At 55.4% G+C, this 23,154-nt stretch carries 19 protein-coding genes; 7 read left to right on the forward strand and 12 right to left on the reverse strand.

The genetic code is table 11. The features are described 5' to 3' along the window. Positions 1 to 4: 4 nt before the first annotated feature. From secF to queA, 5 genes are read right to left on the reverse strand one after another with little or no spacing between them, the layout of a single operon-like run. Entirely contained in the window at positions 5 to 976 is a 972-nt protein-coding gene (gene secF / locus MUU51_RS21385; RefSeq protein ID WP_159772591.1) for a protein translocase subunit SecF, read from the reverse strand. Positions 977 to 986: 10 nt separating this feature from the next. Then, positions 987 to 2,834, reverse strand: a complete 1,848-nt coding sequence (gene secD / locus MUU51_RS21390) for a protein translocase subunit SecD (protein ID WP_159772588.1) — start codon at positions 2,832 to 2,834, stop codon at positions 987 to 989. A 27-nt stretch (positions 2,835 to 2,861) separates the two neighbouring features. After that, positions 2,862 to 3,194: a preprotein translocase subunit YajC gene (gene yajC / locus MUU51_RS21395; protein ID WP_110511516.1), complete on the reverse strand. Its 333-nt coding sequence runs from the start codon at positions 3,192 to 3,194 to the stop codon at positions 2,862 to 2,864. A gap of 22 nt (positions 3,195 to 3,216) precedes the next feature. Continuing rightward, positions 3,217 to 4,344 carry a tRNA guanosine(34) transglycosylase Tgt gene (gene tgt, locus MUU51_RS21400; protein ID WP_110511517.1) on the reverse strand — a complete coding sequence of 376 codons (1,128 nt, stop codon included), beginning with the start codon at positions 4,342 to 4,344 and terminating at the stop codon, positions 3,217 to 3,219. Between the two features lie 54 nt (positions 4,345 to 4,398). Continuing rightward, a complete protein-coding gene (queA, locus tag MUU51_RS21405; RefSeq protein ID WP_159772585.1) occupies positions 4,399 to 5,469 on the reverse strand; it encodes a tRNA preQ1(34) S-adenosylmethionine ribosyltransferase-isomerase QueA in 1,071 nt (356 codons plus the stop codon). A 94-nt stretch (positions 5,470 to 5,563) separates the two neighbouring features. On the opposite strand from queA, the gene acpH reads away from it, so the two are divergent. Continuing rightward, positions 5,564 to 6,145, forward strand: a complete 582-nt coding sequence (gene acpH / locus MUU51_RS21410) for an ACP phosphodiesterase (protein WP_159772582.1) — start codon at positions 5,564 to 5,566, stop codon at positions 6,143 to 6,145. Between the two features lie 169 nt (positions 6,146 to 6,314). Next, the gene (locus tag MUU51_RS21415) at positions 6,315 to 6,917 is read left to right on the forward strand and encodes a peroxiredoxin C (RefSeq protein WP_110511520.1); all 603 of its coding nucleotides are present in this window, start codon (positions 6,315 to 6,317) and stop codon (positions 6,915 to 6,917) included. Positions 6,918 to 6,989: 72 nt separating this feature from the next. Here MUU51_RS21415 and malZ read toward each other — a convergent pair whose 3' ends face one another. Continuing rightward, positions 6,990 to 8,807: a maltodextrin glucosidase gene (gene malZ, locus MUU51_RS21420; protein ID WP_258968556.1), complete on the reverse strand. Its 1,818-nt coding sequence runs from the start codon at positions 8,805 to 8,807 to the stop codon at positions 6,990 to 6,992. A gap of 222 nt (positions 8,808 to 9,029) precedes the next feature. Here malZ and MUU51_RS21425 point away from each other — a divergent pair, with 222 nt between their 5' ends. Continuing rightward, a complete protein-coding gene (locus MUU51_RS21425) occupies positions 9,030 to 9,923 on the forward strand; it encodes a LysR family transcriptional regulator (protein ID WP_159772576.1) in 894 nt (297 codons plus the stop codon). On the opposite strand, the gene MUU51_RS21430 is transcribed toward MUU51_RS21425, so the two are convergent. Then, a complete protein-coding gene (locus MUU51_RS21430; protein WP_159772573.1) occupies positions 9,901 to 10,689 on the reverse strand; it encodes a substrate-binding domain-containing protein in 789 nt (262 codons plus the stop codon). The genes MUU51_RS21425 and MUU51_RS21430 overlap by 23 nt on opposite strands. Then, positions 10,686 to 12,008: an MFS transporter gene (locus tag MUU51_RS21435; RefSeq protein WP_159772570.1), complete on the reverse strand. Its 1,323-nt coding sequence runs from the start codon at positions 12,006 to 12,008 to the stop codon at positions 10,686 to 10,688. The genes MUU51_RS21430 and MUU51_RS21435 overlap by 4 nt, the downstream gene beginning before the upstream one ends. A 380-nt stretch (positions 12,009 to 12,388) precedes the next feature. Between MUU51_RS21435 and MUU51_RS21440 the strand changes: the two genes are divergently transcribed. Continuing rightward, positions 12,389 to 13,189: a hypothetical protein gene (locus tag MUU51_RS21440; protein WP_258968557.1), complete on the forward strand. Its 801-nt coding sequence runs from the start codon at positions 12,389 to 12,391 to the stop codon at positions 13,187 to 13,189. Positions 13,190 to 13,229: 40 nt separating this feature from the next. On the opposite strand, the gene proY is transcribed toward MUU51_RS21440, so the two are convergent. Continuing rightward, complete coding sequence (gene proY / locus MUU51_RS21445) at positions 13,230 to 14,603, reverse strand: proline-specific permease ProY (RefSeq protein ID WP_159772567.1); 1,374 nt, start codon at positions 14,601 to 14,603, stop codon at positions 13,230 to 13,232. A 76-nt stretch (positions 14,604 to 14,679) separates the two neighbouring features. Continuing rightward, the gene (gene brnQ / locus MUU51_RS21450; protein ID WP_159772564.1) at positions 14,680 to 15,999 is read right to left on the reverse strand and encodes a branched-chain amino acid transporter carrier protein BrnQ; all 1,320 of its coding nucleotides are present in this window, start codon (positions 15,997 to 15,999) and stop codon (positions 14,680 to 14,682) included. Between brnQ and MUU51_RS21455 the strand changes: the two genes are divergently transcribed. Then, on the forward strand, positions 15,991 to 16,323 hold the full coding sequence (locus tag MUU51_RS21455) for a hypothetical protein (protein WP_159772561.1): 333 nt from the start codon (positions 15,991 to 15,993) through the stop codon (positions 16,321 to 16,323). The genes brnQ and MUU51_RS21455 overlap by 9 nt on opposite strands. Before the next feature lie 83 nt (positions 16,324 to 16,406). Here MUU51_RS21455 and phoR read toward each other — a convergent pair whose 3' ends face one another. Continuing rightward, the gene (phoR, locus tag MUU51_RS21460) at positions 16,407 to 17,702 is read right to left on the reverse strand and encodes a phosphate regulon sensor histidine kinase PhoR (RefSeq protein WP_159772558.1); all 1,296 of its coding nucleotides are present in this window, start codon (positions 17,700 to 17,702) and stop codon (positions 16,407 to 16,409) included. Between the two features lie 21 nt (positions 17,703 to 17,723). Beyond that, positions 17,724 to 18,413, reverse strand: a complete 690-nt coding sequence (phoB, locus tag MUU51_RS21465) for a phosphate response regulator transcription factor PhoB (RefSeq protein WP_159772555.1) — start codon at positions 18,411 to 18,413, stop codon at positions 17,724 to 17,726. 309 nt (positions 18,414 to 18,722) lie between these two features. Here phoB and sbcD point away from each other — a divergent pair, with 309 nt between their 5' ends. Together sbcD and sbcC are read left to right on the forward strand one after the other, a co-directional pair. Continuing rightward, positions 18,723 to 19,925, forward strand: coding sequence for an exonuclease subunit SbcD (sbcD, locus tag MUU51_RS21470; protein ID WP_258968558.1), 1,203 nt, complete (start codon positions 18,723 to 18,725; stop codon positions 19,923 to 19,925). Then, positions 19,922 to 23,062, forward strand: a complete 3,141-nt coding sequence (gene sbcC / locus MUU51_RS21475) for an exonuclease subunit SbcC (RefSeq protein ID WP_258968559.1) — start codon at positions 19,922 to 19,924, stop codon at positions 23,060 to 23,062. Before sbcD ends, sbcC begins: the two co-directional genes overlap by 4 nt. Positions 23,063 to 23,154: the final 92 nt, after the last annotated feature.

Genomic DNA, 23,154 nt, shown 5'->3' on the forward strand with positions numbered 1-23,154 from the left:
GAACTTACGGCAGAATATTAGGCTGATCGGCGCCTTCTTTTTCCACTTTCTGCTGCAGCAGGTGCTCGCGACGCATCCCGAGTTTCAGCGCCAGCGCAGATGCTACGTAGATGGACGATGCCGTACCGATGGATACACCGATAAGCATGGTCAGCGAGAAGCCTTTCAGCATCGCACCACCGAACAGGAACAGCATCAGGATAACCATCAAGGTGGTACCGGATGTGATCAACGTACGGTGCAGCGTCTGGGTCAGGGACACGTTAAAGATTTCGTAAGGCGTACCGCGACGAATTTTGCGGAAGTTTTCACGAATACGGTCCGATACCACGATGCTGTCGTTCAGCGAGTAGCCGATAACCGACATCAGTGACGCAACGATGGTCAAATCGACTTCAATCTGGAACAGCGACAGAATGCCCATGGTGATCACCACGTCGTGCGCCAGCGAGATAACCACACCCGCCGCCAGACGCCACTCGAAGCGGAATCCGACGTACACGAGGATAGAGATAAGCGCCACCAGCAGCGCCATTGCGCCGTTAGTTGCCAGGTCAGCGCCGACGCTTGGCCCCACAAACTCAATACGCTTAACAGCAGCATGTTGGTTAGTGGTTTCGTTAATCACGCTCAACACCTTGCTGCCCAACTCCTGACCGCCAGTTTCCCCTTTGGCCGGTGGCATACGCACCATGATGTCGCGGCTGCTGCCGAAGTTCTGCAGCAGTGGATCGGCAAAGCCTGCTTTTTCCAGCGCGTCACGCATCTGGTCCATATCGGCCGGTTGTTCGAGGCTGATTTCAATGACAGTACCGCCAGTGAAATCCAGACCCCAGTTAAAACCACGGACGCCGATAATGATGATGGAAGCCACCAGCAGCAGGCCAGAGATGCCAAAGGCCCAGTAGTCCCAGCGCATAAAGTCATGGACTTTACGGCCGTGGTTCAATTGTTCAACAGTATATTCCTGTGCCACAACGCACTCCTCAGATAGACAGCTTGTTGATGCGTTTGCCGCCGTACAACAGGTTTACGATGGCACGGGTGCCGACGATCGCGGTAAACATGGAAGTCGCCACACCGATACCGGTCGTGATAGCGAAGCCTTTAATAGCGCCAGTACCGACCGCGTACAGGATGATAACTTTGATAAGCGTGGTAACGTTCGCATCGAAAATCGAGCTAAACGCGCCGCGATAACCTTCGTCAATCGCCTGCTGAATGGAACGTCCGTTGCTGATTTCTTCCTTAATACGTTCGTTAATCAATACGTTGGCGTCGACCGCCACCGCAAGGGTTAACACGATACCCGCAATCCCCGGCATGGTCAGCGTGGCCCCCGGCAGCAGCGACATGATACCGACAATCATTACCAGGTTCATAATCAGCGCGGAAGTCGCGATCAAGCCAAACTTCTTATAGAAGAAGATCATGAAGATGATAGAGATAGCCAGACCCGCCAGACACGCTTCCAGACCTTGCTGAATATTCTGCATACCCAGAGTTGGACCGATGGTGCGTTCTTCAACAATCTGAATCGGAGCAATCAGCGCACCGGCACGCAGCAGCAGCGAGAGTTGACGCGCTTCGTTAGGGTTGCTGATACCGGTAATACGGAAGCTGTTACCGAGGCGGGACTGGATGTTGGCGATGTTAATCACCTCTTCCTCTTTCACCAGAACGGCACGGCCTTTCGCGTCTTTCTTACCGCTGTCTTTGTACTCCACGAACAGGGTGGCCATCGGTTTACCGATGTTATCCTTGGTGAAGTTAGACATGATGTTGCCACCTGCGCTATCGAGCGAGATGTTAACCTGCGGCTGATTGTATTCATCCTGGTTCGATGTGGAATCGGTGATGTGGTCACCGGTCAAGATAACGCGCTTGTACAGCACAACCGGCTGGCCTTCACGGGTATCTTTCACTTCGGAATCGCCCGGTACGCGGCCAGTAGTGGCTGCGGACTGATCGACAGTGGTATTCACCAGACGGAATTCCAGGGTTGCGGTTGCGCCAAGAATTTCTTTCGCACGCGCCGTGTCCTGAATACCTGGCAGTTCAACCACGATACGGTCAGCCCCCTGACGCTGAACCAGAGGTTCGGCTACGCCAAGCTGGTTAACACGGTTACGCAGGATGTTGATGTTCTGCTGAACGGCATACTCGCGCGCTTCATTAAGACGCGCATCGGTCATCACCGCACGCAGCTGATTGCTGCCCTGCTTAGAGATAACCAGGTCGCGATGGCGCGGAGCCAGATAATCAATTGCCTGAGTGCGCGCCGCGTCGTCGCGGAACGTAATGCTCAAGCCATAGTTATCTTCTTTACGAACGGTAGTGTAAGCGATGCCTTTTTCACGCAGGTCACTGCGCAGGCCATCAATGTTTTGTTCCTGCAATTTACCGAGCGCGGTATCCATATCCACTTCCATCAGGAAGTGCACGCCGCCACGCAGATCAAGACCGAGTTTCATCGGCTCTGCGGAAATCGACGCTAACCAGCGCGGGGTTGCCGGAGCAAGGTTTAACGCCACGACGTACTTGTCACCCAGCACGCTCATCAACGCTTCACGCGCGCGCAGCTGGATGTCAGTGGAGTCGAAGCGAGCAAGAATTGCGCCCTCTTCCAGTGCCACAGACTTAGCGGTAATTTTTTCTTCTTTTAAGGTGTTCTGGACCTGGATCAGCGTTTGCTCACTGGCGGCGACGCCGCGCGCGCCAGTGATTTGAACAGCCGGATCCTCACCATACAGGTTGGGAAGTGCGTAAAGCAGGCCGACGATAAACACGACGACCAGCATAATGTACTTCCACAAAGGATAACGGTTTAACACGGCAGTTCCCTTTGGGAAAACAGTAGATTACAGCGCCTTCATGGTGCCTTTCGGCAGAACGGCAGCTACGAAGTCACGTTTGATAACCACTTCAGTGGTGTCGTTCAGCGCGATAGCAATGTAGCCAGCTTCAGCTACTTTGGTTACGCGACCAACCAGACCACCGTTAGTCAGCACTTCATCACCTTTCGCGATGGAGTCCATCAGCTTTTTATGATCTTTGGTGCGCTTCTGCTGTGGGCGCAGGATCATGAAATAGAAAATCAGACCGAACACAACCAGCATCAGGATCAGAGACACTGGGCTGCTTTGTCCAGGTGCACCAGAAGCGGCTACCGCATCAGAAATAAAAAAGCTCATTGAATTTCCCTCATTATTAAAATTAATCAACGTTCAACGGTGGAACATCTCGACCCTGACGTTGGTAAAACTCCGTCACAAAGCTCTCTAATTTACCCTCTTCGATAGCCTTGCGTAAACCAGCCATTAAGCGCTGATAGTAGCGAAGATTATGGATGGTATTGAGACGCGCGCCCAAAATCTCATTGCAACGGTCAAGATGATGCAAATAAGCGCGTGAATAATGGCGACAGGTGTAGCAATCACACTCAGCGTCGAGCGTGCTGGTGTCGCTTTTATGCTTCGCATTACGAATTTTCACCACGCCATCGGTCACAAACAGGTGCCCGTTTCGGGCATTACGCGTTGGCATCACGCAGTCGAACATGTCGATACCGCGACGCACGCCTTCAACCAGATCTTCCGGTTTGCCCACACCCATCAGGTATCGTGGTTTGTCTGCCGGGATTTGCGGACACACATGTTCCAGAATGCGGTGCATGTCTTCCTTCGGCTCACCGACAGCCAGGCCGCCGACAGCGTAGCCATCAAAGCCAATCTCCACCAGACCTTTGACCGAGATATCACGTAAATCTTCGTAAACGCTGCCCTGAATAATGCCGAACAGTGCGTTCTTATTATTCAGAGAATCAAAGCGGTCACGGCTACGTTTTGCCCAGCGCAGGGACATTTCCATTGAGCGCTTGGCATAATCCCAGTCCGCCGGGTACGGCGTACATTCGTCGAAGATCATCACGATGTCGGAACCGAGATCGTTCTGAATCTCCATGGATTTTTCCGGATCGAGGAAAATCGGATCGCCGTTGATCGGGTTACGGAAGTGAACGCCCGCTTCGGTTATCTTGCGGATATCGCCCAGGCTGAAGACCTGGAAGCCGCCGGAATCGGTAAGGATCGGCCCTTTCCACTGCATGAAGTCGTGCAGATCGCCGTGCAGCTTCATGATCTCCTGACCAGGACGCAGCCACAGGTGGAAGGTGTTGCCAAGAATGATTTGCGCGCCGGTTTCTTCAACTTCTTCCGGCGTCATCCCTTTTACGGTGCCGTAAGTGCCGACGGGCATAAATGCAGGCGTTTCGACAACGCCACGTTCGAAGACCAGGCGGCCGCGGCGTGCGCGTCCGTCGGTAGTATCCAGTTCAAATTTCATTGTTGCTCCTGCGTCAGAAAGACAGTCTGACGTATAAAACCCTGCGCCGCGGAATTATTCCCCAACACGTTCTTGAATAGCCGACGGATTGTACGTGATGTACATGGCATCCCCGTAGCTAAAAAAGCGATATTTTTGTTCTACCGCAGACTTGTAGGCGTTCATCGTGTTTTGATAACCGGCAAAAGCCGACACCAGCATGATGAGGGTTGACTCCGGCAGGTGGAAATTGGTCACCAGCGCATCAATCACTTTGTACTGATAGCCAGGATAGATAAAGATTTGCGTATCGCCGAAGAACGGCTCAATCAGGTCCGTTTTCGCCACCTGCGCTGCGCTCTCCAGAGAACGCACAGACGTCGTGCCCACCGCGACCACTTTGCTGCCGCGCGCTTTCGCTGCCAGCACCGCATCGACAACATCCTGCGGCACTTCCGCATATTCAGAGTGCATGATGTGATCTTCAATGGTGTCGACCCGCACCGGCTGGAAAGTTCCCGCGCCGACGTGCAGCGTCACGAACGCCATCTCGATGCCTTTCTCACGCAGTTTCGCCAACAGCGGCTCGTCAAAGTGCAGGCCCGCCGTCGGGGCCGCAACGGCGCCTGGCTTCTGGCTGTAGACGGTCTGATACAGCTCGCGGTCTGCGTCTTCGTCCGGACGGTCGATATAGGGCGGCAGCGGCATGTGGCCGATGGCGTTGAGAATATCCAGCACTGGACGTTCATCGTTAAACTGCACTTCGAACAACGCATCGTGACGCGCCACCATGGTGGCATTAATGCTTTCATCGTCGCCGAGCAGCAGCTCCGCGCCCGGCTTCGGTGCTTTTGAGGCGCGAATATGTGCCAGAATACGTTTATCATCGAGCATACGCTCAACCAGCACTTCAATCTTGCCGCCGCTGGCTTTACGGCCAAACAGGCGCGCCGGGATCACGCGGGTATTGTTAAAGACCAGCAGGTCTCCAGGGTTGAGCTTAGCGAGCAGATCGGTGAAAGTACCGTGCGTCAGCGCGCCCGTTGGCCCATCCAGTGACAGCAAGCGGCAGCCACTGCGCTCCGGCTGTGGGTAGTGAGCAATCAGGGATTCGGGCAGTTCAAAAGAAAAATCGGCGACGCGCATGACGGTAACTCGAGACATAATAAAGAGGCGGGTAGTCTAGTGGCAGGCTGCTTTGGCTGCAACCTGTAAGCCTTAAATACGGATAACGCATACCATGAATTTTCTGGCCCACCTGCACCTCGCACACCTCGCCGACAGTTCCTTGCCCGGTAATTTGCTGGCCGATTTTGTGCGTGGCAACCCGGATGACACCTACGAATCGGCGATTGTCAGCGGCATTCATATGCACCGCCGGGTCGATGTGCTGACTGATAATCTGCCGGAAGTGAAAAGCGCGAAAGCGTGGTTCCGCCCCGAAACCCGCCGCGTGGCGCCGATTACGCTCGACGTGATGTGGGATCATTTCCTCTCCCGCGATTGGGCCAAACTGTCGCCGGAAATCTCTCTGCCGGATTTCGTGCGCTACGCACAAACTCAGGTCACACAAATTCTGCCGGAATCACCGCCGCGTTTCGTTAATCTGAATGATTATTTATGGTCCGAGCATTGGCTGGAACGTTATGCCGACATGAATTTTATACAAAATGTGCTGAACGGGATGGCTAATCGCCGCCCGCGACTCGATGCCCTGCGCGATTCCTGGCTGGATTTAGACGCGCATTACTCACAGTTAGAAGACACATTTTGGACGTTTTACCCACGGATGATGGCGCAGGCCAAGGCGCGAGAGCTATAAAACTTGCGCTTTATCACAGAATCGCTAAGCTGAAACAGTTGTTCATATTATAATTGATAGGTAAAACCTTTCTCAACGATTGTCAGCTTCTCATTGAGTCACCCGCTTCCTCTCCCTATACTGGCCCGCGTTGCGTTCCATTAACCTTATAAATGTAGAGGAGAACCTCATGGTTCTGGTAACTCGTCCTGCTCCTGATTTTACTGCCGCAGCTGTACTGGGTAACGGCGAAATCGTTGATAACTTCAACTTCAAACAGCACACCAACGGTAAAGCGACCGTTCTGTTCTTCTGGCCGATGGACTTCACCTTCGTATGCCCGTCTGAACTGATCGCGTTCGACAAGCGTTACGAAGAATTCCAGAAACGTGGCGTAGAAGTGGTTGGCGTTTCTTTTGACTCTGAGTTTGTCCATAACGCATGGCGCAACACCCCTGTCGACAAAGGCGGCATCGGTGAAGTGAAATACGCGATGGTTGCGGACATCAAACGTGAAATCCAGCAGGCTTACGGTATCGAACATCCGGACGCTGGCGTTGCTCTGCGTGGTTCTTTCCTGATCGACGCTAACGGCATCGTACGTCACCAGGTTGTGAACGATCTGCCACTGGGTCGTAACATCGACGAAATGCTGCGCATGGTTGACGCGCTGCAATTCCACGAAGAGCACGGCGAAGTGTGCCCAGCTCAGTGGGAAAAAGGGAAAGAAGGCATGAACGCGTCTCCAGCAGGCGTGGCTAAGTACCTGACTGAAAACGTCACCAGCCTGTAATCGGCTCGTTTCGTCAAAAAGCCTGCTGAAATAGCAGGCTTTTTTGTTTTTCGTGCCCCATCCTGGGACGTGTTAATGACCAAACCACACACTGGCAGAAATGGCCGGTAGTGACAGCACATCATCATGCAGCGTGCCTTTGCCCTCTTTCAGCTGCCACTCTTTCACCGCCAGTAACGGGGTCGCTTCCAGCACCACTTCGCACGGTTCGCCGCGATTAATCGCCACCAGCACCCGCTGCTGCTTCAGCACCCGAACAAACACCACTACGTTGTCTTCGGCGTAAATCACCTGACAGCCGCCGTGGCGCAGGGCCTGCGTCCGGTGACGTAGTTTGGTCATGCGCTGATACAACGCCAGCAAGGCACCGTCCTGCTGCGCTTTGTCCCACGGGAACGGCTTGCGGCAGAACGGATCGTTGTTGCCGTCCAGCCCCACTTCGTCGCCATAATAGATACAGGGCACCCCCGGCCAGGTGAACAGCCACACCACTGCCAGCGGCAAGCGTGCCACGTCCTTACCGAGCAGCGATTTAAAGCGCGCGGTATCGTGGCTGTCGAGCTGATTAAACATCCGCAGCTGCTGCTGATGCGACAGGCTGGCGCGGTAGTTATCCATCCACGCCATACAGGTTTGGGCGTCGATCATCTGCGGATCGTAGGAAATATCGGTGTTGGCGAGGAAGCCCCACAGTGGGAAAGTGAAGCCGCGATAGTTCATCGCCGCGTCTTCCGCATCGGCCTGCAGCCACTGCCGCGCATCGCCAAAATGTTCGCCGAGCACATAGGCTTCGGGCTGGGTCTCTTTCGCCGCTTTGGTGATGCCCGCGATGTGCTGCAAATTGTTCCGCGCCCCGCCCGCTTCGCCTAGCATATGCACCACATCAAGCCGCCAGCCGTCCATGCTCCACGGGGCTTTCAGCCAGTGGCGGACGATGCTGTCTTCACCGCGATACACTTCATTAATCAGCGTTTCCGAGCTGAAATCCAGCTTCGGCAGGCTGGCGTAACCAAGCCAGTCCAGCGCCTGCCCTTCGTCAGAAAAACTGTACCAATCGCGCCAGTGAGAAGACGGATTGTGGCACGCGCCGTCGGTACCGTGATTGTGTCGGTCGAACCAGGCATGCGAATCGCCGCTGTGGTTAAACACGCCGTCGAGGATCAGACGCATTCCCTCCCGGCGCGTATTGTGCCGCAGACGCAGCAACGCCTGATCGCCGCCAAACTGCGGATCCACGTGACGATAATCTTCGGTGTCATATTTATGCACGCTGGGCGCGACAAATACCGGATTGAGGTATAGCGCGGTAACACCAAGCTTTTTGAGGTACGGCAGCTTTTCGCTGATCCCATCCAGATCGCCGCCGTAAAACGTCGATCCGCCCGCCTCCGCCGTTAACGGTTCGTCCCAGTCGCACAGGACGATTTCGCGCCCGGCTGCGTGATGGTAATAAACGTTATCCTGTTCGGCATTGCGCGGTTCTGTACGGGCAAAGCGATCGGGGAAAATCTGATAGAACACCTGATCGGCAACCCACTGCGGGCCGTTATCCGGCACATCGACTGCAAACTGCTCCAGACGCGCCGGAGGAAAGCGACTAAAACCCTGCGGCGTAAACCAGCGCTGGCGGTTTTCCCACAGCAGTTTAAAGCTGTAGCGGCGGCGCGACTGCCCGTTGCTTAAATCGATTTCCGCACGCCAGGCGATAACGCCGGGATGGGGTTCGCTGCGCAGACGATGCATCGGCAGCGCAATTTCCTCATTGTCTTCTTCTGCCCGAAGCGTGACCCGCAGCGGCGCCATTTCACCACTCAGCCACAGCGTAATCACCAGTCGGTCCTGCTGCTGTTTCAGGAACGGTGCAACAGGAAGATGCCATGCCTTCAACATCGTCATTCCCCTTTGTTCAAAATGCGTTCACCTTGCCACAGTCAGGCTGCGTCCGACTCATCACTATGACGTTTATTGGGGGAGGATGCCGGAGGATGAGGGCGAAGAGTAGCGGAATTTTCCGGCAACGCGGGCGTGAAAATGAAGCGAAAGGAAGGCTCCTTCTTTACAGATATTTACGATACACTGTTTGTTACTCAGTTGTTATCAAAGAGACGCGCAGTGCCTAATTTTGATTTGCAGGACCTGTATGCCTTCACGGCATTATGCGAACACGGCAGCTTTCGCTTTGCTGCCGAAGCCATCTGCATCTCACAATCAGCGCTCAGCCGCCGCATCGAAAAACTCGAATCGGCCCTCGGCGTGCGCCTGTTTGACCGCACTACCCGCCGTGTCACCCTGACCCAGGTCGGCAGAACTTTCGCCCCTCGGGCCCGGCAACTGCTGAGCGATTTTGAAGACGCGTTAAGCGGCATTAGCGACCCGATGCTTTACGGCAGCGGCGTGGTCACCGTAGCCTGCATCCCTTCTGCTGCCTACTATTTCATGCCAAAAGTGATCGCTCACTTTCGCAGTCGTTTTGCCAAAGCACGCATCAAACTGGTGGATACCAGCGCCGGGAATGTGTATGCCGCCGTCCACAATCGACAGGCTGATTTTGGCCTGAGCTTTCTCTCGAGCGAAGAATCAGACCTGACGTTTATGCCGTTGGTGGACGAAACTTACCGGCTCGTGTGTCGCCAGGACCATCCGTTCGCGCAGCTTCCCTCCCTGAGCTGGCAGGACTTTTTTAACGCCGATTACATCTGGCTGAGCAAATCATCCGGAAACCGCCATTTACTCGATCAGGCATTAGGCGACATCACTGTTCGCCGCCCTGCGGTGTGTGAAACGCGCCACGTCACCACCATGATTGGCATGGTCGAAGCCGGGCTTGGCGTTGCCGCCGTGCCATCCATGGCATTTCCTGAAGGCGGTCACCCGCTGCTGGTGCAAAAAACGCTGATTGAGCCGGTTATCAAGCGCCAGGTCGGGCTTATCAAGAAAGCGGGATCCACGCTGTCGCCGCTGGCAAGCGAACTGGAAACGATAATCACCGGCTTGTTTCACCCTTAGCGGTTAACGGATCCAGCCCCGTTTCGCGGACGACTGCCTGCGCATTTGGCGAGGCTAAATAGCGCAATAGCTGACGGGCGTGATCCTCATGTTGAGCGCCATCAACCACGGCCCCTGAAAAGCGCGTTACGTACTGGACGGGCTCTGGAATGCGCCCGACAAACTCGGCGCCTTTTTCCGGCAGCAGTTCGCTCACTTGCTGCAATCCGACGGCATAGTCTCCTTTTGCTACCACCGAGGCGACCGGCGTTTTCTCAATCATTTTCGCCTTCGACTTCACCTCATCGCTAATGCCCAACTGGCTGAATAATTTAGACTGTACGTAGCGTCCGCTGGCGCTGTCGGAATAAGCGATAGATTTGGCGTTCAACAGCGTGGCCTTTAGTGTCGCCACGGTGCTGATATCCGGTGCCGTCTCGCCCGCACGCACCACCAGGCCAATCCGCGAATCGGCTAACTCTGTCCGGCTGCCAGCGGCTATTTTTCCATCCTGTTGCAGTTTATCCAGCGCATAACCAACCATAATCACCGCATCCGCAGGCTGCCCCGCAGCCAGTCGGTGCGGAATGGCCTCGGCGGAATTACCCATCGACGGACCATGAACGATGCGGATCGTGTCGCCGGTTTTTGCCTCATATTGCGGTGCCAGTTTATCGAGTGCCGCAGAAAACCCGCCGGAGATCATCACCGTGATTTCGTCGGCCTGCGCCCCGAGGCTGATATTCCCTGCAACGGTAATCGCTATCCAGAGTGTCAGACGTTTCATCGCGCAGCTCCGTGGTGGAATGATTTAGGGGAATGCGTGACCTGCTCAGACGCACGATGGTAGAGATACAGCGTGGCGAGCAGTGCACAGATTGCGGCGAAGCTCATCCAGTAACCGGGCGCGGCTTTATCGCCAGTGAAGTGAATCAGCGCAGTCGATACCGCAGGCGTGAAGCCGCCAAAAATGGCGGTCGCCAGGCTATACGCCAGTGAGAATCCGGCCACGCGCACTTCAGCAGGCATGATTTCGGTCAGCGCCGGGATCATCGCCCCGTTATAGAGGCCATAAATAAATGACAGCCACAGCAGCACCGCCAGCATCATACCGAAACTCGGAGCATGCGCGAGGATCGAGAGCACCGGCCAGCTGGTGAAAATCGCCAGCAGTGTCATCGCAATCAGCACCGGTTTACGGCCAAAGCGGTCAGAAATAGCCCCGCCAATCGGCAGCCAGATGAAGTTTGAAATCGCCACCAACAGCGTCACCAGCAGGCTGTCGGAAGAGCTCAGCAGCAGGACTTTTTTACCAAACGTTGGCGCATAGACGGTGATCAGATAGAACGCAGTGGTCGTCATCGCCACCATCAACATCCCCGCCACCACCACGCGCCAGTTCAGCAGCAGGGTTTTCATCGCCTCGTTTAGTGGCAGATGCTCTTTGCGCGAGGCATAGGCTTCCGTTTCCGCCAGCTGGCGACGGAGAACAAAAATAAAGGGCACAATCAGGCAGCCGACGACAAACGGAATGCGCCACCCCCAGTCATGCAGCGCCCCGGCGTCCATAAATTCGTTGAGCATAAACCCGAGCGAGGCTGCCACCATAATCGACACCTGCTGACTGCCTGACTGCCAGCTGGTGTAGAAGCCTTTGCGACCCGGGGTGGCGATTTCAGCCAGATACACCGAGACACCGCCCAGCTCTGCGCCCGCAGAAAAGCCCTGCAACAGACGGCCGCATAGCACCAGGAACGGCGCCCACAGGCCAATCGTCTGATAACCCGGGATCAGCACAATCATAAAGGTGCCCGCCGCCATGATAGACAGCGTGACGATAAGCCCTTTGCGGCGACCGACTTTATCAATCCAGGCCCCGAGCACCACGGCGCCAATGGGGCGCATCAAGAACCCGGCTCCGAACACGGCAAAGGTCATCATTAACGATGCGAATTCGCTTTCAGCAGGGAAAAATGTGTGGGCAATGTAGGTGGCGTAAAAGCCGAACAGGAAGAAGTCGAACTGTTCCAGAAAGTTTCCCGACGTGACGCGCAAAATCGCCATAGCCTTTGCGCGGAACGACGCGTTGTCAGCAGAATAAGGCATCTCGCCCTCCGTAGTTAACATGAAAGCTAACACATTTAACTTTTCATCAACCTTGAGAGTGCGTGATTTCAGAGGGCAAAATAAGTGCATTTACTGCATTGATTCATGAGCCTCACGCATGAATCCAGCGTCACGTCAGCCTGGCGGCGGCGGCGGGCCAATTCAGGAGGATCCGGGTTGGTCAGCCAGGATGTCTGTTCCGTGAACAGTGCCACATTTATCAGTCATGTCATCTCATCTCATCTCACTGAATATAGAAATGACGAAGTTTACGCGGAGTTCCGGCAGAAAAGGCAATCTGCCTATATAGTTAACATTATGAGCGATAAGGAATATTGCTGGTCACATCCGTATCTGACATAACAAATCTGGGTGAATGTATGCGTACAACGCTGTTATCAGTATTGATCGTTGCTCTTGGAAGTTTCTCCAGCGCAACGTTTGGAAAAGCAGGCACCGTAAAAACGAATAGCGAAAAATCCGACGATGATCCTACCCGAGTAACAACACAGGTGGGGGTGTCCTGGTCCGATGATTATGATTTTGATGACAGCGATGTAACGTTTTCTGGATCTCTTGCGCTGGATGACGCCCGTAAAATCAACGCCAGGATCAACAGTGATGCGTCTGAGTGGCGGGTCGGGGGTTCATGGTTATTTCCGATTGGTATTTTTAATTTCAATATCGGCAAGAATGATTTCTCTAACGGCGCATCACAGACCAACTACTCGATCGGCACATTCCTGCCTCTGAGTTATTTCGGTATTGAACCTGCCGGTTTTCAGATCTTCCCCATGGCAGGTTATACCTATAATACGGGTGATGCAGTAGAGTGCAGTCGTCGGGCACAGGATGCCTGTTCACAAGAGGGATTTAATGGCTCACCTTCGCCTGAGAATGGTTTCGCCCCTACGGATATCTCCGGTAGCAGCGGTTATCTGGGTGCTTTTGTGCTTAAACCGTTGTCCACTCAGTGGCGACTGATGGCGTTTATGGCAGGCTCTTATGGTTCGAAGAACGATGCCGGAGACAATTATTCTGGTTATTTTGGCGGGATAGGCGCGGGCTATTCGATCAACACTCATCACTCGTTCAGGGCTATGACCTATATCCAGGATAACAATACCTATATCGCCGATCCCGATAAACGCTTTTTGTTAGCCTATAAATACCAGTTCTGAGGCGAGGCAAACCCAGCGGCGAATGCCGCCGGGCCTGACATTATTGCGCGCTGGACAGTTGACGGTCGCGACGCGTTTTGAACTGCCAGCCAATCAGCAGCAGCACAATCCACGCGAATCCAACGTACAGCGAAATGCGGGTGTCCGGATGCCAGCCAATCAGCATGATGATAAACACCAGGAACAGCAGGCCGACGATCGTGGTGAACACGCCGCCAGGGACTTTAAACTTCAGGTCCTTCAGCTCTTCCGGCGACAGACGACGGCGGAACGCAATTTGTGACAGCAGGATCATTATCCACACCCAGACGGTGGCGAACGTTGCCAGGGAGGCAATCACCAGGAACACATTTTCCGGCATGATATAGTTCAGATACACCGCCAGCAGCAGCGCGACGGTCATGACCGCCACCGTCACCCACGGCACGCCGTTACGCGAGGTTTTAGCGAACACCTTCGGCGCACTGCCCTGCTCCGCCATGCCGTGCAGCATACGGCCCACACCAAAGACATCAGAGTTAATCGCCGACAGCGACGCGGTCAGCACCACGAAGTTCAGGATGCCTGCGGCAAACGTAATCCCCATGTGCTGGAAGGTCATCACGAACGGGCTACCGCTGGTGCCGACCTGGTTCCATGGGTAAATCGACATGATCACAAACAGCGTGCCCACATAGAACACCAGGATACGCATCGGCACGGAGTTAATCGCACGCGGAATGGAGGTCTGCGGGTCTTTCGCTTCACCGGCGGTGATGCCGATGATTTCAATCCCGCCGTAGGCGAACATCACCATTTGCAGTGACATCACCATACCGAGCCAGCCATGACTGAAGAATCCGCCGTTGCTCCACAGATTGTGGATGCCGGTTGGCTGCCCGCCGTTGCCTATCCCCCAAATGATGATGCCGAAACCGGCGACGATCATTACGATAATGGTGGCGACTTTAAAGAACGAGAACCAGAATTCCAGCTCGCCAAAGACCTTCACGCTCATCAGGTTGATGGAGCAAATCAGCAACACGACGCTCAGCACCCAAATCCAGTGCGGTACCGCCGGGAACCAGACGCCCATGTAAATGCCGAACGCGGTGACGTCAGCGATGGCCACGATCAGGATTTCAAAACAGTAGGTCCAGCCGGTGATGTAACCCGCGAGCGGGCCTAAGTTGTCCTGCGCATAGCGAGAAAACGAGCTGGCAGACGGGTTGTGCACCGACATTTCGCCAAGTGCGCGCATGATGATGTAAGCGGCAACGCCGCCAATAAGATACGCCAGCAGCACGCTGGGACCGGCCATTTTGATGGCGTCTGCCGAGCCATAAAAAAGACCAGTACCAATTGCCGATCCGAGCGCCATAAAGCGGATGTGACGGGCGGTTAGCCCACGCTTTAGCTTGTTGTTGGTTTCCATAAATTCCACTGCCTGTACAAAAAACAAAACCACGGAGCCAATGGCCCCGTGGTTAATTTCAATCCTCGCCCGCTAATTAATGCGCGCTGGAGGTCACCTGACGGCCTGCTGCGCGATCCCATCCCATTGCCAGAACGGCGGCAACGATAGTCGGCATCAGCCAGGCCAGACCTTGCTGAGCCAGCGGCAAATGCGCGGTCCAGGCTGGCAGAATATCGGCGAATGCAGAGGCTTTAACACCGTCCAGCAGACCGAACACCAGGCTGATAAACATCGCCGGGGCAATCACGCGGGACGAATTATGCCACCAACCGCGGGTAAAACTTAATACCACCAGTGCGATACATGGCGGATAAATCGCTGTCAGCACCGGAACCGAAATCTGAATCAAGTGGCTGAGGCCCAGATTGGACACCACCATCGAGAACAGACCGAGGATAAAGACCAGTGAACGATAAGACAGCGGCAGGTACTGAGAGAAGAACTCGGCACACGCTGTGGTCAGGCCAACCGCCGTTACCATGCAGGCGATGAAAATCAACGCTGCCAGCAGGAAGCTGCCTGCCCCACCAAAGGTGTGCTGAACGTATGCGTGCAGGATAGCGGCGCCGTTGGCGTTCTGATCGACCAGCGTCGCGCTGTCTGAACCCAGACGGAACAGCGCCAGGTACAGCAGCGTCAGGCCGACGCCCGCCATCAGGCCCGCCCAGACGGTGTAACGAGTCAGCAAACGCGCTTCGGTCACACCGCGAGAACGTGCGGCGTTAACGATAACGATGCCGAATACCATTGCGCCAAGGGTATCCATGGTCAGGTAGCCGTTGACGAAACCGTTGGAGAACGGCGCGGTCTGGTAGGCATCCAGCGCATGGCTAATGGAGCCTGCCGGCCACATCAGGGCAGCCACGGACAGCACCACCAGGGCGATAATTTTCAGCGGTGCCAGGAAGTTACCCACCGTATCGAGCAGTTTGCCCGGATACAGTGAAACCAGAATGACCAGCGCGAAATAGATAATGCTGTAGATAAGCAGCGGCAGTGCGCCGTCACCCGTCAGCGGCGCGATGCCTACTTCGAAAGAAACGGTTGCGGTACGCGGCGTGGCGAACAGCGGCCCGACGGCGAGATAACACACCACTGCCAGCAGAATACCGGCCACTTTACCGATTGGCGTGCTGAGACTGTCAACGCCACCGCCGACCTTCGCCAATGCAACGATAGTCAGAACCGGCAGGCCAACGCCCGTAATCAGGAAACCAAAGGCCGCCGTCCAGACGTGTTCGCCAGCCTGCAAACCCACCATAGGAGGGAAAATAATGTTGCCTGCGCCAACGAACAACGCAAAGGTCATAAAGCCCAGGGCGATGATATCGCGAGATTTTAACTGATGGGTCATAAACTCTTTACTGCCTGTGGATGTGGTGTTGAAAGTAAAAGCGTCGATTTATTCCAGTGGAACAGAACAACGGCAAGAGCGAACAAAGCAGTGGGAAATACTCCCGATAATCACGCACGAAGAATTGTTATTGGGTTTAGCGCGCGAAAGCAGTCAGACCGCGACTGCATTGGGGGCAATTTAAACGCTTATAACGTTTTAAAGCAACAAGGGATCGCAAAACCAGAGGATTATAGCAATATCGAGTTTCGAGTTAGCATGATTGACCAGATATTAGAAAAACCTCTGGCTAATCATGCGAACAAAAAAGCAACAGGCGTTTGATAATTATCCACCGCTTGGTTAACTGGAAAGCAAAAAAACCGGCTTGCGCCGGTCTTTGTCAATCTTTCCTGACACCCGAATCATCAGACGCTTTTTTTGGCAATCAAACGTTCCGGCAGTAAGAAACTGAAGCGGGTGTTTTTACCCGGCGTGCTTTCGATATCAAGGCGACTTTCGTGATGATTTACCGCATGTTTCACGATTGCCAGCCCCAGACCACTGCCGCCGGTTTGCCGCGAGCGGGCTTTATCGACGCGGTAGAAGCGTTCCGTCAGGCGCGGAATATGCTCCGGCGCGATGCCAGGACCGTTATCTTCCACGCTGAACAATACGCCGTGCGGCTCGCGCTGCCAGCGCACGGTGATTTCAGTGCCTTCCGGCGTATGATTCACCGCGTTATACACCAGATTCGACATCGCACTGCGCAACTGCTCCTCGCTGCCAAGCACCTGCAGTGAATCCTCAATGTCGAAATGCAGAATGTGCTTCTTATGGCTGAGAGTCTGCGCCTCGCGCTCAATCACCCTGAGCATCATTGGCACGTCGATAGTTTCATTCAATGCCGCCAGCGGAGCCGCCTCGATGCGTGACAGCGTAAGCAGTTGGCGCACCAGGCCTTCCATACGCTGGGTTTGCTCACGCATGGTGTGCAGCGCTTTTTCACGCGGCGCGCCTTCCAGCGCTTGCTCCTGCATCATCTCCAGATAGCCCTGCAGCACCGTCAACGGCGTGCGTAATTCATGGCTGACGTTGGCGAAGAAATTGCGGCGGGCGCCTTCCAGCTGGTGCATCTGAGTAACGTCACGTGCCACCAGCAGCAGCTGTTTTTCACTGTAGGGCATGACGCGAATTTCCAGATGTCGCCCGGTGTTGAGCACCAGGTTGAGCGGCCGGGTGAAATCGCGAGATTTGAGATAGCGGGAAAATTCAGGGTAGCGCAGCAGGTTAAGGATGTTCTGACCGTTATCGTCCGGCCAGCGTAGATTCAGCAGCTGCTGGGCCAGGCCGTTACACCAGAACATGGCCCCTTCTTCGGTGGTCAGCACCACCGCATCAGGCAGCGATTCAGCGCCACTACGAAAGCGTTTGATCAGGCTCCCCAGCTCACGACGGCGCTTTTTATTACGCATCTGCATCTGGTGCAGCCCATACAGCAGCGGCTCCCAGCTGCCTTTGCCCGGCGGTGGCGTCATGCTGCGGTCAACCCATAGCCACCATGAAAGTTGCAGTAAATTCCAGAAATGCCAGATAAGTAGCCCGGTCACCGCCGCCAGTAAGAACCATGGCAAATACCCGAATAGCGCCCCCAGAATGAGGGCCGGAATACAACAGAGGATCAGCTCAAAAACCAGCCTTTTCCATGACAGCCGTTCAAGCACGGGTCACACTCCAGTCAATTGTCAGAAACGGGCGGAGAAACGATAACCCGTGCCGCGAACGGTTTGTACCATTCTGTCGTGACCACTGTGTTCCAGCGCTTTACGCAGACGACGAATGTGAACATCCACCGTCCGGTCTTCTACATACACATTCGTTCCCCAGACGTTATTCAGCAGCTGTTCGCGGCTGTATACGCGCTCCGGATGAGTCATAAAGAAGTGCAGCAGTTTAAACTCGGTCGGCCCCATGTCCAGCGGGTTTTCACCGGTCATGACGCGGTGGGAAGAAGGGTCAAGGCTCAGGCCCTGCATTTCGATAACCTCTTCTACCGCCATCGGCGAGATACGGCGCATGACAGCTTTGATACGGGCCACCAGCTCTTTCGGGGAGAAAGGCTTGGTGATGTAATCGTCGGCGCCGGTTTCCAGGCCCCGCACGCGATCTTCTTCTTCGCCACGCGCGGTCAGCATCACCACAGGAATATCGCGCGTTAACGCTTCACGCTTGAGGTGTTTGATAAACTGAATGCCCGAGCCACCTGGCAGCATCCAGTCGAGCAAGACTAAATCAGGCCACGGTTCGTTCAGTTGGTTTACAGCACTGTCATAATCGTCTGCTTCTACAGGCTGAAAGCCATTTTGCTCCAGGACGAAGCACACCATTTCGCGAATTGGGGCTTCATCTTCAACGACCAGAATACGTCTCGCCATTATAAATCCTGTGTTATTAGTCATGTGCCTGTAAGCGGCGTCTTATTCGGCGTAAGTATGCGTCAGATTTATGACAGATTTATGATAGAGCCTTTTCACATTATTACACTGAATGACTGCGGTCATCGCCCTGTTATCCCTAAATGTTTTTACCCGTCATATTTCCAGCTGCCTCTTCATTGGCTGCGCTTGCCCCCCCAGTCACATAGTTATCTATGCTCCAGGGGGGAAGCAAGCTTGCCGCTTCGATGCAACTCGAATTATTTAGGGTATATAATGACGGCCTCGCTTTTCAGCCACGGGCCCACTATGCGCATCCTACACACCTCCGACTGGCACCTCGGCCAGAATTTCTACAGTAAAAGCCGTGCCGCTGAGCACGATGCTTTTCTCGACTGGCTGCTGGAAACCGCACAGGCGAACGAGGTGGATGCCATTATCGTGGCCGGTGATATCTTCGACACCGGTTCACCGCCGAGCTACGCGCGCGAACTCTACAACCGTTTCGTGGTGAAATTGCAGCAAACCGGCTGTCATCTGGTGGTGCTGGCGGGGAACCATGATTCCGTCGCCACGCTCAACGAATCCCGCGATATTCTCGCGTTCCTGAACACCACCGTGGTCGCCGGAAGCGGGATGGCCCCTTGCGTGCTCAACCATCGCGATGGAACCCCTGGGGCGATTTTCTGCCCGGTGCCGTTTCTGCGTCCACGCGATGTCATCGTCAGCCAGGCCGGTTCCTCCGCCGGGGAAAAGCAGCAACATTTATTACAGGCCATCACTGATTACTATCAGCAGCAATATCAGCAGGCTTGCGAACTACGTGGCGATCGCCCGCTGCCAATCATCGCCAGTGGCCATCTGACTACCGTCGGCGCCAGTAAAAGTGACGCGGTACGTGACATTTATATCGGCACGCTCGACGCCTTCCCGGCGCAGAACTTCCCGCCGGTGGACTACATTGCCCTCGGCCACATCCATCGGGCGCAAAAAATTGGCGGCAGCGAGCACATTCGCTACTGCGGCTCGCCGATTTCCCTGAGTTTCGATGAAACAGGCAAAGCGAAAACCGTCAATCTGGTGAGTTTTAACGATGGAAAACTGGCGGAAGTGACGCCGCTGGAGGTGCCCGTGACGCAGCAGTTGGCGGTGCTGAAAGGCGATTTCGCCAGCATCAGCGAGCAACTGACGCAGTGGCGCGATGGCGATGCCCCCTCGCCGGTGTGGCTCGATATCGAAATCACCAGCGACGAATATCTGCACGACATCCAGCGAAAAATTCAGGCCCTGACCGACGAGCTACCGGTTGAAGTGCTACTGGTGCGCCGCAGTCGCGAACAGCGCGAGCGCATTATGGCCAGCGAACATCGCGAAACGCTAAGCGAACTGAAAGTCGAAGAGGTTTTTGCGCGCCGCCTGGCGCTGGAAGCACTGGAAGAACCGCAGCAACAGCGCCTGCATCAGCTGTTTAACGAAACGGTGCACGCGCTTTCCGGGGAGGAACAGCCATGAAAATTTTGAGTCTGCGGCTGAAAAACCTCAACTCGCTGAAGGGCGAGTGGAAAATTGATTTCACCGCCGAGCCTTTCGCCAGCAACGGTCTGTTTGCCATTACCGGCCCGACCGGTGCGGGTAAAACCACCCTCCTCGACGCCATCTGTCTGGCGTTGTACCACAAAACGCCGCGTCTCAGCACCTTGTCACAATCACAAAACGATTTGATGACCCGCGATACCGCCGAATGTCTGGCGGAAGTGGAATTCGAGGTGAAAGGCGTGGCCTACCGCGCCTTCTGGAGCCAGAACCGCGCGCGCAATCAGCCCGATGGCAACCTGCAAGCCCCACGCGTGGAGCTGGCCCGCTGCGACGACGGTAAAATACTGGCCGAAAAAGTCAAAGACAAGCTGGATCTGACTGCCTCGCTGACCGGGCTGGATTATGGCCGCTTCACCCGCTCAATGATGCTTTCTCAAGGCCAGTTCGCCGCGTTCCTCAACGCCGAACCGAAAGAGCGCGCCGAACTGCTGGAGGAGCTGACCGGCACTGAGATTTACGGCCAGATTTCCGCGATGGTGTTTGAAAAGCATAAAGAAGCCAAAACCGAACTGGAGAAGCGCCAGGCTCAGGCTTCGGGCATGATTTTGCTGAATGACGAGCAGCAGCAGGCGTTGCAGCAACGTTTGCAGGCACTTACTGACGACGAAAAACAGCAGCAGAATGAACAGCTTCGGGTCCAGATTTGGCAGCAGTGGCTGACACGCGAAACAGAGCTGCACGCCGCAGAGCAGCGCACGCAAGCCTCGCTGAGTGCCGCGCAGCAGGCGCTGACTACCGCTCAGCCGCAGCTTTCTACGCTCGCCCAGTCGTTACCCGCCGACAGACTGCGCCCGATGTGGGGTCGTCTGCAGGACAGCCAGACGACACTGACGCAAACGCACCAGCAAACCGAAGAAGTAAATACTCGCTTACAGAACCAACTGGCGCTGCGCGGGCGCTTGCGCCTCAGCGCCGAACGCCAGCAACAACAATGGCTGGTGAGCCAGAAAACCCTGAATGAATGGCTGGCGGCGAATGAACGCTATCGCCACTGGCAGCGCGAACTGACCGGCTGGCGTGCGGCGTTTACCCAGCAAACGCGCGATGCGGCCCAGTTGCAAACCCTGAGCCAGCGAGAAACTGAATTCACGCGCCAGCTTAACGCTCTGCCGACCACGTCCCTCACCCTCGATGAAACTGCGGTGGCAACGGCGCTGGAACAACACGGTGCCGCGCGCCCGCTTCGCCAGCAGCTGAACGCGCTACAAAGCCGTTTTCAGCCACTGCAAAAGCGCCGTCAACAACTGCAACCGCTGCTGGTTCAGCGCCAGCAGGAACAGGAAAAAGGCGAAGCCGAGCTTGCCCGCCGTCGCCAGCAGTACAAAGAAAAACTGCAGCAGTTCAATGACGTCAAGACCCTGTGCGAGCAGGAAAAAATCATTGCCAAACTCACCGATGAACGCGCCCGTTTGCAGCCCGGCGCACCGTGCCCGCTGTGCGGTTCGGCGGAACATCCGGCAGTGGCGGAATATCAGGCATTAAAGCCAGGTGTCAACGAAGCCCGTCGCGATGCGCTTGAAAAAGAGGTCAAACAGATTGGCGAATCCGGGGCCAGCCTGAAAGGCGAACTCGATGCGCTGGTGAAACAAATTCAGGCTGAGCAACGCGAGCTGCAGTCCATCGCTGAGCAGGAGCAAGCACTCACCTCTCAATGGCAATCGACCGTCGATGGTTTGCAGATCTCTCTGACCCCTGACGATGATATCGGTGGCTGGCTGAGCGAGCAGGAAAACTACGAACAACAGCTTTATCAGCACAGCCAGCGATTGAACATAGCGCGTCAGATGCGCGACCTGAAAAATCAGCGCAGCGCCCTGGAGCAGGAAATCGCCGATCGCCAGCTGACGCTGGGTGAAGCGCTGAACGGCTTTAGCCTGACGCTTCCCGCGCACGGCGAAGAAAACGTCTGGCTGGCAGCCCGCGAGACCGAAAGTCAGCAATGGCAGACACAGAGCGAACAGCAGCAGTCCATCGAGCAAAAACTGGGACAGCTTCAGCCCTTGCTCGACACCCTGCCTACGGCTGCGCCGCAGGAAGATGTTGCCTCGATGGCGCTGGACGGCTGGCAGCAGCTGCATCACGACTGCGTGTCGCTGCAAAGCCAGTGGCACACGCTGCAACAACAGGAGAGTCAGGCGCGCGAACGCCTGACTCTGGCGCAAAAAGAGTTTGAAGCCGCGCTGGAAGGCAGCCAGTTTGCCAACCAGGACGCTTTCCTGGCCGCGCTGCTGGATGACGATACGCGCCAAAAACTGGAGCAGCTGAAACAGCAGCTCGAAAACCAGTTGCAGCAACAGCAGGCGCTGGCGTCGCAGGCTCAGAACGATCGGGTTCAGCACCAGCAGCAGCGTCCGGACGATTTACCGGAAACGCAGGATCGCGATCAAGTGCCAACGTTGCTGGCCCAACTGGCGCAGCGGTTACGCGAAAACAGCGCGGCACAGGGGGAAATCCGCCAGCAGCTGAAACAGGATGCGGACAATCGACAGCAGCAGCAGGCACTGATGGCGCAGATCAACGCCGCCGCGCAAACCCTGGAAGACTGGGGCTGCCTGAATACGCTGATTGGCTCCAAAGAGGGCGACAAATTCCGTAAATTCGCGCAGGGGCTGACGCTCGACAATTTAGTGTGGCTGGCCAACGAGCAGATGAGCCGCCTGCATGGGCGTTATCTGTTGAAACGCAAAGCCAGCGAAGCGCTGGAACTGGAAGTGATGGACACCTGGCAGGCCGACGCGGTGCGCGACACCCGCACGCTTTCCGGCGGAGAGAGCTTCCTCGTCAGCCTCGCGCTGGCGCTGGCGCTGTCCGATTTGGTCAGTCATAAAACGCGCATTGATTCGCTGTTCCTCGACGAAGGTTTCGGCACGCTCGACAGTGAAACGCTGGATACCGCGCTGGACGCGCTCGACGCGCTGAACGCCAGTGGTAAGGTTATCGGCGTGATAAGCCATGTGGAAGCGATGAAGGAGCGGATCCCGGTGCAGATTAAAGTGAAGAAAATTAATGGACTGGGATACAGCAGGCTGGATAAAATTTTTTCCGTAGAGTAATGACGTAGCAGTTTCGTCAATATAGACAGAAGAATAAGCCCTTGGTTTAGCCCCGCTTTTACCTCAAGCTGGGCTTTACTACGCGGCCTGAT

It is taken from the genome of Scandinavium manionii, from assembly GCF_024764775.1.
Classification (GTDB): Bacteria; Pseudomonadota; Gammaproteobacteria; order Enterobacterales; family Enterobacteriaceae; genus Scandinavium; species Scandinavium manionii.